The sequence below is a fragment of the Aequorivita echinoideorum genome, assembly GCF_018476645.1.
In the GTDB taxonomy this organism is placed as follows: Bacteria; Bacteroidota; Bacteroidia; order Flavobacteriales; family Flavobacteriaceae; genus Aequorivita; species Aequorivita echinoideorum.
In genome coordinates, this window is record NZ_JAHCTB010000003.1 from 449,321 (window position 1) to 463,597 (window position 14,277).

The 14,277-nt window shown below is 38.3% G+C and carries 11 protein-coding genes; 6 read left to right on the top strand and 5 right to left on the bottom strand.

Annotated features, from left to right (window positions below):
* The first annotated feature begins 36 nt into the window (after positions 1-36).
* Genes mnmA through KIV10_RS08965 form a run of 3 tightly spaced genes read left to right on the top strand, consistent with a single transcriptional unit; the run spans position 37 to position 3,799 of the window.
* The gene (gene mnmA, locus KIV10_RS08955; protein WP_214113168.1) at positions 37-1,227 is read left to right on the top strand and encodes a tRNA 2-thiouridine(34) synthase MnmA; all 1,191 of its coding nucleotides are present in this window, start codon (positions 37-39) and stop codon (positions 1,225-1,227) included.
* An 11-nt stretch (positions 1,228-1,238) separates the two neighbouring features.
* Complete coding sequence (locus tag KIV10_RS08960) at positions 1,239-2,849, top strand: S8 family peptidase (RefSeq protein ID WP_214113169.1); 1,611 nt, start codon at positions 1,239-1,241, stop codon at positions 2,847-2,849.
* Positions 2,849-3,799 carry an NAD(P)H-dependent flavin oxidoreductase gene (locus KIV10_RS08965; protein ID WP_317194712.1) on the top strand — a complete coding sequence of 317 codons (951 nt, stop codon included), beginning with the start codon at positions 2,849-2,851 and terminating at the stop codon, positions 3,797-3,799. The genes KIV10_RS08960 and KIV10_RS08965 overlap by 1 nt, the downstream gene beginning before the upstream one ends.
* On the opposite strand, the gene KIV10_RS08970 is transcribed toward KIV10_RS08965, so the two are convergent.
* Positions 3,787-4,617, bottom strand: coding sequence for an endo alpha-1,4 polygalactosaminidase (locus KIV10_RS08970; protein WP_214113170.1), 831 nt, complete (start codon positions 4,615-4,617; stop codon positions 3,787-3,789). The two genes, KIV10_RS08965 and KIV10_RS08970, sit on opposite strands and share 13 nt — an antisense overlap.
* 173 nt (positions 4,618-4,790) lie before the next feature.
* Between KIV10_RS08970 and KIV10_RS08975 the strand changes: the two genes are divergently transcribed.
* Positions 4,791-7,298: a beta strand repeat-containing protein gene (locus KIV10_RS08975; RefSeq protein ID WP_214113171.1), complete on the top strand. Its 2,508-nt coding sequence runs from the start codon at positions 4,791-4,793 to the stop codon at positions 7,296-7,298.
* Between the two features lie 125 nt (positions 7,299-7,423).
* Here the strand turns inward: KIV10_RS08975 and KIV10_RS08980 are convergent, their stop codons facing one another.
* From KIV10_RS08980 to lysA, 3 genes are all read right to left on the bottom strand, one after another.
* Positions 7,424-7,615, bottom strand: coding sequence for a cold-shock protein (locus KIV10_RS08980; RefSeq protein ID WP_214113172.1), 192 nt, complete (start codon positions 7,613-7,615; stop codon positions 7,424-7,426).
* A gap of 160 nt (positions 7,616-7,775) precedes the next feature.
* Positions 7,776-9,467: a phytoene desaturase family protein gene (locus KIV10_RS08985; RefSeq protein WP_214113173.1), complete on the bottom strand. Its 1,692-nt coding sequence runs from the start codon at positions 9,465-9,467 to the stop codon at positions 7,776-7,778.
* A gap of 56 nt (positions 9,468-9,523) precedes the next feature.
* Positions 9,524-10,729, bottom strand: coding sequence for a diaminopimelate decarboxylase (gene lysA, locus KIV10_RS08990; RefSeq protein ID WP_214113174.1), 1,206 nt, complete (start codon positions 10,727-10,729; stop codon positions 9,524-9,526).
* A gap of 225 nt (positions 10,730-10,954) precedes the next feature.
* On the opposite strand from lysA, the gene sucC reads away from it, so the two are divergent.
* Positions 10,955-12,145 carry an ADP-forming succinate--CoA ligase subunit beta gene (gene sucC, locus KIV10_RS08995; protein WP_214113175.1) on the top strand — a complete coding sequence of 397 codons (1,191 nt, stop codon included), beginning with the start codon at positions 10,955-10,957 and terminating at the stop codon, positions 12,143-12,145.
* A 381-nt stretch (positions 12,146-12,526) separates the two neighbouring features.
* Positions 12,527-12,925 carry a tellurite resistance TerB family protein gene (locus tag KIV10_RS09000; protein WP_214113176.1) on the top strand — a complete coding sequence of 133 codons (399 nt, stop codon included), beginning with the start codon at positions 12,527-12,529 and terminating at the stop codon, positions 12,923-12,925.
* Here the strand turns inward: KIV10_RS09000 and KIV10_RS09005 are convergent.
* Entirely contained in the window at positions 12,922-14,196 is a 1,275-nt protein-coding gene (locus tag KIV10_RS09005) for a DUF2254 domain-containing protein (RefSeq protein ID WP_214113177.1), read from the bottom strand. The two genes, KIV10_RS09000 and KIV10_RS09005, sit on opposite strands and share 4 nt — an antisense overlap.
* Positions 14,197-14,277 lie beyond the last annotated feature (81 nt).

Consider the following 14,277-nt stretch of genomic DNA (forward strand, 5'->3'; position numbering starts at 1 on the left):
AAATTAGTTTTTATCTTTGCACAGTACTAAATTTTCATGAAAAAACGAGTCGTTGTTGGACTAAGTGGTGGAGTAGATTCCAGCGTTGCAGCCTATTTGCTGAAGGAAGCTGGCTATGATGTTATTGGGCTTTTTATGAAAAACTGGCACGATGATTCCGTTACCATTTCCAACGAATGTCCGTGGCTTGAAGATAGCAACGATGCAATGCTTGTTGCTGAAAAGCTGGGAATTCCCTTTCAGACGGTAGATTTAAGTGAAGAATACAAAGAGCGAATTGTAGATTATATGTTTCGCGAATACCAAATGGGACGCACGCCAAACCCGGATGTGCTCTGCAATCGTGAAATCAAGTTTGATGTTTTTATGAAAATTGCGCTCGGTTTGGGTGCAGATTTTGTAGCGACTGGCCATTATTGCAGAAAAGGTATTTCCAAGAAAAACGGGAAAGAAGTTTATCATTTATTATCGGGAAAGGACCCAAATAAGGATCAATCCTACTTTTTATGCCAACTTTCGCAGGAGCAACTTTCAAAAACGCTTTTTCCCATAGGTGAATTATTAAAACCGGAAGTTAGGAAAATAGCAGCAGAGCAAAATTTAATCACAGCTGAAAAACGTGATTCACAGGGCCTTTGCTTCATCGGCAAAGTGAGGCTTCCTGAATTTCTTCAGCAAAAATTAGCGCCAAAGGATGGGGAAATCGTTGAAGTGCCGGCAACCTTTTCAGAATATAAGAGAATTAAAACAGAATTTTCTACCGAAGAAGAGCGATTAAAATATTATTCCACCAAACGGAATTATTCAAAAGTTGACGGAAAAACAATTGGCACGCACCACGGCGCGCATTATTTTACTAAAGGTCAGCGTAAAGGCTTAGCAGTAGGAGGTACCGCCGAACCGCTTTTCGTTATTGATACAGATGTTGAAGAAAACATAATTTATACAGGGCAAGGCAAAGACCATCCCGGCCTTTTTCGCCGCGGAATTTTTGTGAAACCAGAGGAAACCCATTGGATCCGGGAAGATTTAAAACTTTCGGAGGATCAACAGTTGGAGGTCATGGCTCGCATACGTTACAGACAACCGTTGGAAAAGGCCGTGCTTTACCAAACATTGTCAGGACTTTATATTATATTTGAAAATCCTCAATCTGCCGTTACTGAAGGTCAGTTTGTCGCTTGGTACAGAGGCGAGGAATTGTTGGGAAGCGGTGTTATTTCTTAAAAAATTATATTATGAAAAAAATACTTTTACTATTTGCGATTTTTATTTCAGGTTTGGGTTTTTCGCAGGAAGACGCCATGGTTTTCTTTGCTGATAAAGAAAACGTTGCGGCTTCAATTGCTAATCCAATTTCAATTTTAACGCAAGCAGCTATTGACAGAAAAACTGCACAGGGTATCGTGATTGATGAGCGCGATGTTCCTTTAAATGAAACCTATAAAAGTCAAGTGGAAAATGCTACGGGAATTACCGTATTGGCAAAATCGAAGTGGATGAACGCTGTTTACGTCCGCGGAAGCCAGGCCAATATCAATAATCTTTCAAACCTTCCATTTGTAACAGAGATTGAATTTGCTGATAGCAGTTTGAATAGACCTGCATTTCCAAATATTCCGACGGATAAATTTGAAGTTGAAGACACACAGGTAAATTATAATTATGGTGATGCAACAAACCAGACAGAAATGCTTTCAGTTGACTATTTGCACCAGCAAGATTACACTGGTGATGGAATCCTCGTTGCTTTTATGGATAATGGATATCCTGGTGTTATGACAAATCCAGCCTACCAAACCTTACGCAATGAAGGAAGATTATTAGGTTCTTATGATTTTGTTGCTCGAGTTGAAAGTCCAAATGGCACCGGTAGTCACGGCGCCGCTACATTTAGTGACGCTGCGGGATTACTTGACGGTCAATTTGTGGGAACTGCTCCAGGTGCTTCCTATTATTTATTTGTTACAGAAGATGACGACAGCGAGACTCCCGCAGAGGAAGCATATTGGGTTGAAGCTTTAGAAAGAGCGGACAGCCTAGGGGTTTATGTCACCAATACTTCTTTAGGATATCAGGATTTTGATAATTCAGCCTACGATCATCAATATGAGGATCTTGACGGTCAAACGACTATTGGAGCGCGCGGCGCAAACCATGCTTTTGATAAAGGTATGATTACGGTAACCTCAGCCGGAAATGATCGATTTGGTTTTACGTATGTTGGCACGCCAGCCGACGCTCCCGGAGCATTCACAGTGGGAGCCGTAGATGCCGGGGAATTTATTGCTTCTTTCAGCTCGATCGGTCCAACTGTTGATGGAAGAGTAAAGCCTGATGTAATGGCGCAAGGTGAAAGTGCGGCGGTCGTTTCCCCGAATGGAGATGTGAACTTCTCAAATGGCACGTCCTTTAGCTCGCCCATTATGGCAGGTGCAGTGGCTTCTCTATGGCAAGCAGTACCGAATTTGAAAAATGATGTTGTTATGCAGGCGATTCGTGAATCTGCTGATAGATTCAATAATCCTTCTGATGAATACGGTTACGGTATTCCAAATTTTGAAAATGCCCTGAATGCTTTGTTACAATTAGGTTACGAAGATCATTTGAAGGATTCTCAGTTTGCACTGTTTCCAAATCCAGTTTCAAATGAACTGAATATTTCATTTCCAAAATCTTCAGAAAATGCGCAACTTTCATTATATAATGTTTTGGGTGAAAGAATTCTGCAAACTGAAATTTCACTTAACAAAAACCGAATTGATGTTTCTTACTTGAAATCGGGGATGTACATAGCCTCCATTACTTCAAACAACAAAACTACAAGCTACAAAATCATCAAGGAATAGTGAAAAATCGGGTCACCGAACTTTTTAAAATAGATTATCCCATTATACAGGCCGGAATGATCTGGAACAGCGGTTGGCGCTTGGCCAGTGCTGTAAGTAACTCTGGCGCGCTTGGTCTTCTGGGCGCTGGTTCAATGTATCCGGAAATTCTCCGGGAACATATTCAGAAATGCAAGAAAGCGACAGATAAACCATTCGGTGTAAATGTGCCTATGCTTTACCCAGATATCGATAAAATTATGGATATCATTATGGAAGAAGGGGTAAAAATTGTTTTTACTTCCGCAGGAAATCCAAAAACGTATACTTCGAAATTAAAGGAAAACGGTATTACTGTTGTCCACGTGGTAAGCAGTGTAAAATTTGCTTTAAAAGCCCAAGAAGCAGGTGTGGATGCCGTAGTTGCAGAGGGTTTTGAGGCCGGTGGACATAACGGCCGTGAAGAAACCACAACTTTTACTCTAATCCCGATGGTGAAAGAACAATTGGATATTCCATTGATTGCCGCTGGTGGAATTGCAAGTGGCAGAGGGATGCTTGCCGCGATGGTGCTTGGCGCGGATGCCGTGCAAGTGGGCAGCAGGTTTGTTGCTTCAAATGAAGCATCTTCCCACCAATCCTTTAAACAAATGGTTGTTGATGCCAAAGAAGGCGATACGCATCTTACTTTAAAGGAATTGGCTCCCGTGCGAATGCTGAAAAACAAATTTTTTGAGAGTGTAGTCCAACTTTATACAACCAATCCTTCCAAAGAGGATTTGATTTCACATTTGGGAAGAGCGCGTGCAAAACGAGGCATGTTTGAGGGCGATCTCGAGGAAGGTGAATTGGAGATTGGCCAAATTGCAGGATTAATTCACGATATAAAACCGGCGGCAGAAATTGTAAAAAATATGATTTCTGAATTTGAAATCGCAAAGGCTGAAATAGCTAAAATTCAATTGCAGTAATACGTTACATCCGTAAGCTCCCTATTTTTTAGAACAGCTGAAAATTCATTCTGAAAGGAAATGGGACAAACTTCACTTTGAAAATTTCCACCCGAAATCCGGTCTGTATATTCAACCAAAAAAACGGCTTTATTTATTGAAATATATGGAGTTAAAGATTGATAGAAATCATCAACAAATGCATCTTCGGTTAAAATCCAATCAAACTCATCGTACATTTCTGGAATAAGTTCTTCGGCATTTTTTTGGCCAATGGAAAGACCTCGCTCGTGTGCTTTTGCAATCAACCACCTGGAATAATTTATGGTGTCCTCTTCAGAAATATCAAATCCTGTGTTATTTTGGTAACCATTCATATTGTCGGGTTCAATTCCGTCAAATCCTTTTTTCTTTATCATATCGAACCGCGCCTCTATAATTGGAGCCAAAATTTCAATTTGCCGAATGTCCAACCATTTTTCATCGGGATATTCATCATATAAATTTCCTATAATATTTTCAGGAAAATTTTGGGCATCGGGTCTATAGTTTTCAACACTTCCCACTGAAAGATAAGCGATTACTGTTTTGCCTTGGGACTTTAAATTTTCCACCAATTGTGCACTGGAGGTAAATGCATCAATATCAATTACATCTGCATTGGATTGATAGGAATTTGGAATTTCATCCAATCTCCATTCAAATTTTTTTTCCTTCGGAATCACATAATCCGAATTAGGAACCTCAATTAAATTTTCTCGAGGAATTTCTTCATCAGTGTTTGAGCATCCCAATGAAATTGCAAAAATGATAATAACGAAAGTGATTTTTAGAAGCATAATTTTTAAAACTGAATTAACGCGCAGTAACTAAAATTATTTCAGAAAGCTTTAACAATAAATAAGTGACTGTGTTAATCCCTCGTTAAATGGCTATTTTTTAAAAACCAATCGATTCGCATTGGCGTATGTTTGGCAGAAAGAAATATTTTTAAATTAATAATCAAAATTCTATGAAAAACAATTTTACTTTTATGATTGCAGCTTTTTTTGCAATTATTACCGGAACAACTGTGTCTGCACAAGTTGTGAACAGCACAGCAGACGACGGAACTGAAGGAACACTACGAAGAGAAATTGCCGATGCAACCGCAGGCGACGAAATTACATTTGCAATAGGAGTTGGAACAATAACTCTGGACAGCGAAATTATTATTGACAAAGAATTGACTATTTCCGGAGGTTTAATCGGGATAGGAACCAACACAATTGATGGTGGTGCCAATGGAAGAATCTTCAATATTACAGCAGGACCTGTAACGTTGAATAATCTTGTAATAACCAATGGACTTGAAGAAGATGGTGGCGGTATCTACATTGACGGCGCTACGGTGGAAATAAATGACTCTGAAATTTCGGATAATATCGCCAACGGAGCTTCTGGTTCTGGAGGTGGAATATTTATGGATGAAGGAGGCAGTCTTACAATTAATGATTCTTCAATAACCGGAAACCGTGCTAATCGCGCCGGTGGTGGTATCGAAAGAGCTGCGAACGGCGGCATGATTACACTTAACAGCGTAAATTTAGACGATAATAATGCTGGAGTAAGCCCAGCAACTGCCGCACCTGGAAATGGTGGTGGTCTTCATATTACCGGTGGCGGTATGGTGGAAATTAACGGCGGAACTGCAAATAATAATGTAGCTGCTCTTGAAGGCGGTGGATTATGGAACGGTTCTGGAACTATGGTTGTAGACGGAACTACCATTGATGGAAATGTTGCTTCTGGCGATGGAGCCGATGAAGGTGGCGGTGGATTATTCAATAACGAAGGTACACTTACTGTATTGAACTCTACAATTACAAATAATATAGCTGATGGAACGTCAGGTTCTGGAGGTGGAATCCTAAATAATTTGGGAGTACTTACCGTTGAAGATTCAGATATTGATGGTAATTCTGCCGTTCGTGCAGGAGGCGGGATTGAAGATAATTCCGTTGCCGGAAATATGCTCATTTTAAATAATGTAAATTTTGATGGAAATGATGCTTCAGGAAATCCTGGAAATGGTGGTGCTTTACATATCACTGGTCCGGGTGATGCCACGATTACTGGTGGTACTGTAACAAATAATAACGCTAGCCGTGAAGGTGGTGGACTTTGGAACAGCGTAGGAATTATGATAATCGACGGAGTGTCCATTACAGCAAATACTGCAGAAGGCGATGCCGCAGATGATGGTGGAGCTGGAGTATTTAATAATGGAGGAACTTTGACGATACAAAATGGTACTGAAATAAATAACAATATTGCCAACGGAACTTCTTCCAGTGGTGGTGGTATCTTAAGCGTTAGCGGAAATGTTTCTATTGCGGAATCTACAATCAATGGAAATTCTGCAAACAGGGCTGGTGGTGCTATTGAAATAATTGATGGTAATCTTTCAGTTTTTGTTTCCGAAATGGATGGAAATGATGTAAATGGAACTGCCGGTACTGCAAATCCAGGAAATGGTGGAGCTGTCCACATTACAGGTATGAGCGGCACAATGCTTATTTCAAAAAGTGATATTACAAACAATGAAGCAGCCAACGAAGGTGGTGGTCTTTGGAACCAATCCGGAACTACATTCAATGTTGATAGAACTACAATCGATGGAAATTTTGCCGACGGCGGTGGAGGTCTATACAACAACGGAGGTACTTTCAATGTTGTAACTTCTACGGTTTCAAACAATGCTGCTACCACGCAAGGTGGTGGGATTTTAAATGATACTGGTTCATTTAACTTGATGACTAGCACAATTTCAACCAATACTGCCGAAGACGGCGCAGGTATCTATAACAATGCTACAATGGATATTAATGCCGTAACCATTTCACTTAACAATGCAACTGGCAATGGTGGTGGAATTAATTCTGAAACAACTACTTCAGTGAAAAATACAATTGTAGCTGGAAATATCGCAGTCAATGGTGCAGATCTTAGCGGAACTGGTACATTTACTTCAAATGATTATAACTTGATAGGGAATGATGATGATAACGTTTTCCCAGAACAAGCGAATGATCAAGAAAATGTTCTACCTCTATTAGGCCCATTGCAGGATAATGGCGGATTTACGTTTACCCACGAATTGCTTGCGGGAAGTGACGGTATAGATGATGGAGATCCAGCAGATCTTTTCACTGACCAAAGAAATTTCACACTTGTAGGAACAAGAGACGTAGGAGCATACGAGCGTGATGGTGTTTTGGGTATTAATGATGGTGAGCAAATTACAACTAGTGTAATTTACCCCAACCCTACTTCAGGTAATTTCAATATTGAAATTGCAAATACCATTAATGGAAGAGTAACTGTGGAAGTAATTTCAATGACTGGGCAAGTAGTACAAGGAGCTGTTTTGACAACTGGTGTTAACCAGATGGACATCAACGGTCTATCTTCTGGAATGTATATTGTTAAAGTATATACCCAAAACAATACTTCAACACACAGATTGATACTTCAATAATCTTGAAATAATAGAAAGAAAAAGCCGCCCAAAAGGCGGCTTTTTTACTTTTATAAAATATATTTTAATAAAAAACCTCTCTAAATGAGAGGTTCGTGCTTTTAAAAAAAAGTTTTGTGTATGTATTAAAGTACTTTTACGTTAACTGCATTCAAACCTTTTTTACCTTCTTTAAGATCAAATTCAACCTCATCTCCCTCACGAACTTCGTCGATAAGACCTGAGATGTGTACAAAATGCTCTTTGTTGGTTCCTTCTTCAGTAATAAAACCAAAACCTTTGGTATCATTGAAGAATTTTACTGTTCCTTTGTTCATTGTAATAATTTAAAATATTTATATAAGTGGCAAAGATAATGTTATAATCGAGATCTTTTCATTTTAAAGAACTTTTTTTTGAATTCAACCAAATGTTATTGGTTGTTTAATAATTTAACAATATTCGTGAAACATAAATCAAAAATGCAATTATTAAATTTCATTTTTCACTTCGGGATTGGGTGCGTTTCTGTTTTACTTCCATTTTATCAAGCATCCATTTCGGGTATTTTGAAGAATCCTCAGCTTCATAAATTGCAATTTTTTGCGACGGGTTGGGTTTTAAGACATCCTTTTGCAGTTTTCCCAAAATTGTTGCAGCAGTCTGCACACCAGAATATCCTGCCCCAGCGACACCGTGACTCGTGATACTGGCGCCACATAAGTACAAATTTGCTATTTCACTTTTTGCTTTGTACGCAAAAGGTCCTATTTGAGACAGTTTTTTTTCAGTACCATAAACGCAACCATTGGTAGCATTTACGTAAAATTTATTGGTTATGGGAGTGCCCAGATCTTTATGAATTATATGCCCACTTATTCCTGGAATCACATTTTCCAAGGTGTTGACCATCCGTTGCATTAATTTTTCCTTGAAGGCAAGATACTGAGGCGACCTTGATTCTTCTTCATCCTCAAATTTTTTGAAAGATCCGTAATTAATGTAAGTTATAGCTTCGATAGTGTGGTGCTTTCCATCAAAACTGGCTGGATCTTTCAACGTGGTACAACTCACAAACATGCAAGGAAAATCACCGTCTTCATTCAAATCTGAACTCATCATTCGCTGGTGAACTGTATCAAAATTTTCATTTGGCATCATCCAAATGTTGCCGGAATCCATACCCGCTTGCCTCAAATCCATATCCACTGTCACAAAAAGCATCAGCGATGTGCAGGAATACTTCGTTTTAGCCAATTTTTTTTTGAGTGAAACACTTAAATTATCCTCTCCAACGAGCCTATTGTAGGTAATTCCGGGATCGGCGTTTGATATTATTTTTTCCGAATAAATTTTCTCGCCATTTTCCAGCTCTACCCCTACTGCACGTTTTTTTCTTTTTCCTTCAATTAAAATTCTTGAAACTTTTTTACTGGTTTTGATTTCTCCTCCATTCCTTTTTAGCGCATTGGTCATTGCCTTTACAAGCGCTCCCCCACCTCCATAGGGATAATATCCGCCATGGAAATAGTGATCCATTACCGCGCAATGAAGTGGAAAACTAGCTTTTGAAGGTGGCAAGCCGTGATCTCCATATTGAATATTCAAAATCTTTTTCAGCAACGGATCTTTAATAAATCGATTGATGACTGCTTCCAGACTAAATAATCCATATTTTCCTAAATTTTTTGTTCGAAATGGAATAGTCAAGTGCTCCCAAAACCCTGAAATATTTGGCATTAATTGAAGCTCGGCGCTCACTTTTTTAACGGTTGCCAAATATGCTTCTATGTTTTTCTTTTCGTGTGGGAATCTTTCGGAAAGTTTTGAAACAAATTCATTGTAATCCGCGGGAATATCAAAACGTTCCTCGCCAATATATGCGTGCTCGTAACCCTTTGGATTCATTTTGAAAAAGGTGAGATCGTTTGCAATCCCCAATGCCTCGTACAATTGTGACGTGGAACCTCCTTCCTGCAATAGCCCAACATAATGAAGACCGGGCGTAAAACGGAAACCATTTAAATAAAAACTATGGCACCAGCCACCCGGCACATCGTGCTGCTCCAGCACCAAAACTTTTTTACCGGCTTGGGAGAGTATGATTGCCGCGCAGAGACCTCCCATTCCGGAACCGATGACAGTAACGTCATAATCATTTTTAGGCTGTTGGGATGGGACGTTTCTCACAGTTGGCTTTTTTTTGAATAATTAGTGGAGGAAATTTTCGTATCCAACTATTGAATTTAAATCTCCATAACTACTTGATTTCTAATAATATCATCAAAATTTTCCCGCTTTCTTATTAAATGCGCCTTACCTTTGTACCAGAGTACTTCCGCAGGGCGATATCGAGAATTGTAGTTGCTCGCCATCGTAAAACAGTAAGCTCCCGCATTATGGAATGCCAGGACGTCACCTTCGTGTACCTCAGGAATGCGGCGGTTATTTGCAAATGTATCTGTTTCGCAAATATAACCGGTAACGGTATAAAAACGATCGCGGCCGTGGGGACGTGAAATATTTGAAATCTCGTGTTGTGATCCGTAAAGCATCGGCCTTATTAAATGGTTGAATCCACTATCTACTTGGGCAAAAACGGTTGAAGTAGTTTGCTTGATTACATTTACTTTTACGAGAAATTTTCCCGCCTCACTGACCAAAAATTTTCCGGGCTCAAATGCCAAGGTCAATTTTTTTCCGTAGTTTTTACAAAAATCATTAAAACGCTTGCCGAGCTTTTTCCCTAATTCTTCCACATTCGTTTCAATGTCACCTTCTTTATAGGGCACTTTAAAACCGCTTCCGAAGTCTATAAATTCAAGATTTTCAAAATTTTCGGCAGCATTGAAAAGTATTTCCGAAGCGTAAAGAAAAACATCAACATCAAGGATATCACTTCCGGTGTGCATATGTATTCCGTTGATATTCATACCTGTATTTTCCACGATTCTTTTCAGCAAAGGCATTTGGTGAATTGAAATTCCAAATTTACTATCAATGTGCCCCACCGAAATATTGGTATTTCCGCCAGCCATAACGTGCGGATTTATGCGAATGCATACGGGAGTATTGGGATGTTTAGTTCCAAATTGTTCCAATATGGAAAGATTGTCAATATTTATTTGAACACCCAGTTTTGAAGCTTCTTCAATTTCTTCCATTGAGATTCCGTTGGGCGTAAAAATTATATCCTCAGGCTTTGCGCCGGCCTCAAGGCCCAATTTCACTTCCTGTATTGAAACGGTGTCGAGGCCGCTGCCCATTTTCACAAGCAATTTTAGCACTGAAATATTTGAAAGCGCCTTTACCGCATAGTTGATCTTTAAATTTTCGACCTTTTCAAAAGCACCCTTCAATCGTTTATATTGTTTTTCAATTTTAGCGGCATCATAAACATAAACTGGACTTCCAAATTCCTGTGCAATTGCAAGAAGATCTTGATTTTTCATTTTTGAAGATTATTATTTTTAGTTATAACTGGCAAAAATAGGCAGGAACAAATAACATTAAATACTATTTCCCTTTTTTTTAATGGTTTTATAATTTATGCCTCTTAAGAAGATTATTAAAATGGAATGCCCACAGAAATAATTAGCCAATTCCTATAACATTTATTATTTTTGTTCTCCATAAACAAGTCGGCCTTTTGAATAGGAAGGTTTAAAATAGCTACTATGAATTTACACGAATATCAGGGAAAAGAAATATTAAACAGTTTTGGCGTTGAGATACAACGCGGTATCGTTGCAACTACGCCAGAAGAGGCAGTTGAGGCCGCAAAAAAATTGACTGAACAAACCGGTACAAGCTGGCACGTAATAAAAGCACAAGTTCACGCCGGTGGTCGCGGTAAAGGCGGTGGTGTAAAACTGGCAAAAAACATAAAGGAGGTCGAGGAAATTTCTGGGAATATAATTGGAATGAACCTTGTTACCCCACAAACTTCAAAAGAAGGAAAAAAAGTACACCAAGTATTGATCGCTGAGGACGTTTACTACCCTGGCGATAGCGAGCCGGAAGAATATTACATGAGTGTTCTTTTAAACAGAAGTACAGGTAGAAACATGATTATGTATTCTACCGAAGGTGGCATGGATATTGAAACTGTTGCTGAAGAAACTCCACATTTAATTTTTACCGAAGAAGTTGATCCAGCTACAGGATTATTGGGTTTTCAAGCCAGAAGAATTGCTTTCAACCTTGGCCTAAGCGGAAAAGCTTTTAAGGAAATGACCAAATTTGTCACCGCGCTTTATAAGGCATACTCAGAATCTGATTCTTCTTTATTCGAAATTAATCCAGTTCTTAAAACAAGTGATGATAAGATAATTGCGGTTGACGCAAAAGTATCCTTGGACGACAATGCACTATATCGCCATAAAGATTATGCTGAAATGCGCGATAAGCGCGAAGAAAATCCAGTAGAGGTTGAAGCAAAGGAAAAAGGTCTTAATTATGTAGATCTTGATGGAAATGTAGGCTGTATGGTAAATGGTGCCGGACTTGCTATGGCAACCATGGATTTGATCAAGCAAGCTGGCGGTGAACCTGCCAATTTCCTTGATGTGGGCGGTACGGCAGATGCCGAGCGCGTTGAAGCTGCATTCAAATTGATTTTGAAAGATCCAAACGTAAAAGCAATATTGGTTAATATTTTTGGCGGAATCGTTCGTTGTGATCGTGTAGCCCAAGGTATTGTGGATGCGTACAAAAATATGGGTACTGTAAATGTTCCAATCATAGTTCGTTTGCAAGGTACCAATGCAGATATTGCAAAAAAATTAATTGATGATAGTGGACTGGACGTTCAGAGCGCTATTGAATTTCAGGAAGCGGCAGATAAAGTGCAGCAAGTATTGAAATAAATACGTCAAACTTTTATAAAAAAGCCATTTGAAAATATCAAATGGCTTTTTTTATAATTGAAATTTTGTAGGAAAAATCTTTTTTTAGGAAGGATTTTCCCTCTAAAAAAAAGGGGTTTTTCCCCTCAAAGAAAGGGGGTTTTTCCGAAGGACTTATTTGGAACGATTTTATACATTTGGAATCTAACCAATTAGTTATGAAACTTTTAAAATTTGCCGTATTGTTTTTGATTTTACTGGCATATGCAATTGCCAACATTTAAAAATTATTTTTTCAAATTCTCTTTAAAATATCGTAGCCCCCTCCTCCTTTATTTCTACCTTACTATTTCTTTGTTATTACCATTTTTTCTGTTGGCCATTTTTTTCTAAAATTGCATTATGAACAAAACAAACCACCTTAATCTGTTAAGTGATTTGATTCAAATGGCGAATGCTGATGGAAAAATCACCAGTGCAGAATACGATTTCCTGAAAAAAATCGCAAAAAGACTTTTTATTCCAGAAATAGAAATGGATAAGCTATTTATAAGTCCACATCCTTCCTCCATTCCAAAAAACGAACTAGAGCGTATAACACACTTTTATAAATTGGTTCTCGTGATGAATGTTGATTTGGAAACACACGAAAATGAAGTACAATTGCTTCGTAATTTCGGACTAAAAATGGGAATCAGACCAACTGTAATTGACCGAATTCTTATTGAAATGGTGAAGCACGAAAACTATATTATTCCATCAGAAACATTAGTACAAATTTTTAAAACCTATTATAACTAACTTTCAAGCCCAAGGTTCTTTATCTTCTTTTCATCCGCTTCGGTGTCAAATTCCATGGTATCTAGAAGCGTTTTCAATTCTCTTTTAACGGAGTCTTTATATGTTTCATTTTTACAAGTGATTTCCATTAAATAGTTGAGCATCCATAAAAGTTTCTGAACCACAATTGGGTCGTGCTTACAGTAAGTCCGCAGGGAAGCCATTGAATTGTAGATTAATTCATCAAAATGAATGACCGCCAATTTAATATAGGCAGTACCATCAAAAGCAATGATTCCCGAATCGGATTTTTCCATCCGTAATGCAAATAATTCTGTCAAATAATCTATAGCATTGATTGCCGTTCCCGGATCATTGATTCCTGGCGACATTGCTTTTACCGCGATTTCAGTAATCTGTTTAAAGGCTAACACATAATTATCGCCAATATATTCCCCGCGAGCAAAATTCATATTTGAAAAAATATCTTCCAAAACTTCATCACTCAGGGGTTTTTCAGATTTTAAAATATGTTTTCGCTTAAGCACAAAAAGTCCTTTCGGTATTGTTATGTAAAGCTTCGTGTTGTGTTCTTTACATATTTTAGAAATATTGTCCAGCGAAATATTTTGAAAATATCCTCCTTCTTTGGGCGCATAGCCTACCCAATCTGTTGTATCGGGAAAACTGATAGCTTTTGTCTCCTTTTCTGAATCGATTACAGATTGAAGTCTATCGATAGCTTTATGGTAAATTACATCCATAATATTGTTAATCTGGATACTCTGCGAAATATTATGAATAAAGAATATAAATGCTGAAAGACAAACGATGGTAAATATCACCGCCAAAAGCACCGATAAACCCGGTAGTGTGTATTTTTCTTGGCTGGGTTCAATAGAGAAAAGTGTAAAAATATTGTAAACTATGGTCGCTAAATATAAACCAAGAATTATTTGATGCCGCTTGTTTGAAATCAATCCTGGTAAAAGTCTTGGTGAAAAATTGCTGGAGGCCTGACTTAAAAGCAGCATAACCATAGAAAAACTGAAAACCATCATCGATATCAGTCCACCAATGCACGCACTCAAAACATTAAGAGCTGTATCGCCATCTTGAATAAGCATGAGCGGAAAAAATTCAATTAAATATCTGGAAATGCCCGATTTCTCCCAAATAATCATCACGAGCGCCAAGGCGAAGCCCACCAGCGTCATCAAAGCGGGATAAAAAGCAATCTTATTTTTGATTATGGTGAAAAAGGTTGAAAACCTGAGAAAAATTTTTTTCATAAATTATCTTTTACCGTCAAAATGACTATAAATTTTGTGAATTTAGTGACAAAAAGTCTGATTATTTCGATTGGAATTGTA

What these genes read in the sequence shown, in the direction of transcription:
- mnmA (WP_214113168.1), top strand. Translation starts at nt 37, where the DNA reads ATGAAAAAACGAGTCGTTGTTGGACTAAGTGGTGGAGTAGATTCCAGC.
- KIV10_RS08975 (WP_214113171.1), top strand. Translation starts at nt 4,791, where the DNA reads ATGAAAAACAATTTTACTTTTATGATTGCAGCTTTTTTTGCAATTATT.
- KIV10_RS09005 (WP_214113177.1), bottom strand. Translation starts at nt 14,196, where the DNA reads ATGAAAAAAATTTTTCTCAGGTTTTCAACCTTTTTCACCATAATCAAA.
- KIV10_RS08970 (WP_214113170.1), bottom strand. Translation starts at nt 4,617, where the DNA reads ATGCTTCTAAAAATCACTTTCGTTATTATCATTTTTGCAATTTCATTG.
- KIV10_RS09000 (WP_214113176.1), top strand. Translation starts at nt 12,527, where the DNA reads ATGAACAAAACAAACCACCTTAATCTGTTAAGTGATTTGATTCAAATG.
- KIV10_RS08980 (WP_214113172.1), bottom strand. Translation starts at nt 7,615, where the DNA reads ATGAACAAAGGAACAGTAAAATTCTTCAATGATACCAAAGGTTTTGGT.
- sucC (WP_214113175.1), top strand. Translation starts at nt 10,955, where the DNA reads ATGAATTTACACGAATATCAGGGAAAAGAAATATTAAACAGTTTTGGC.
- KIV10_RS08960 (WP_214113169.1), top strand. Translation starts at nt 1,239, where the DNA reads ATGAAAAAAATACTTTTACTATTTGCGATTTTTATTTCAGGTTTGGGT.
- lysA (WP_214113174.1), bottom strand. Translation starts at nt 10,729, where the DNA reads ATGAAAAATCAAGATCTTCTTGCAATTGCACAGGAATTTGGAAGTCCA.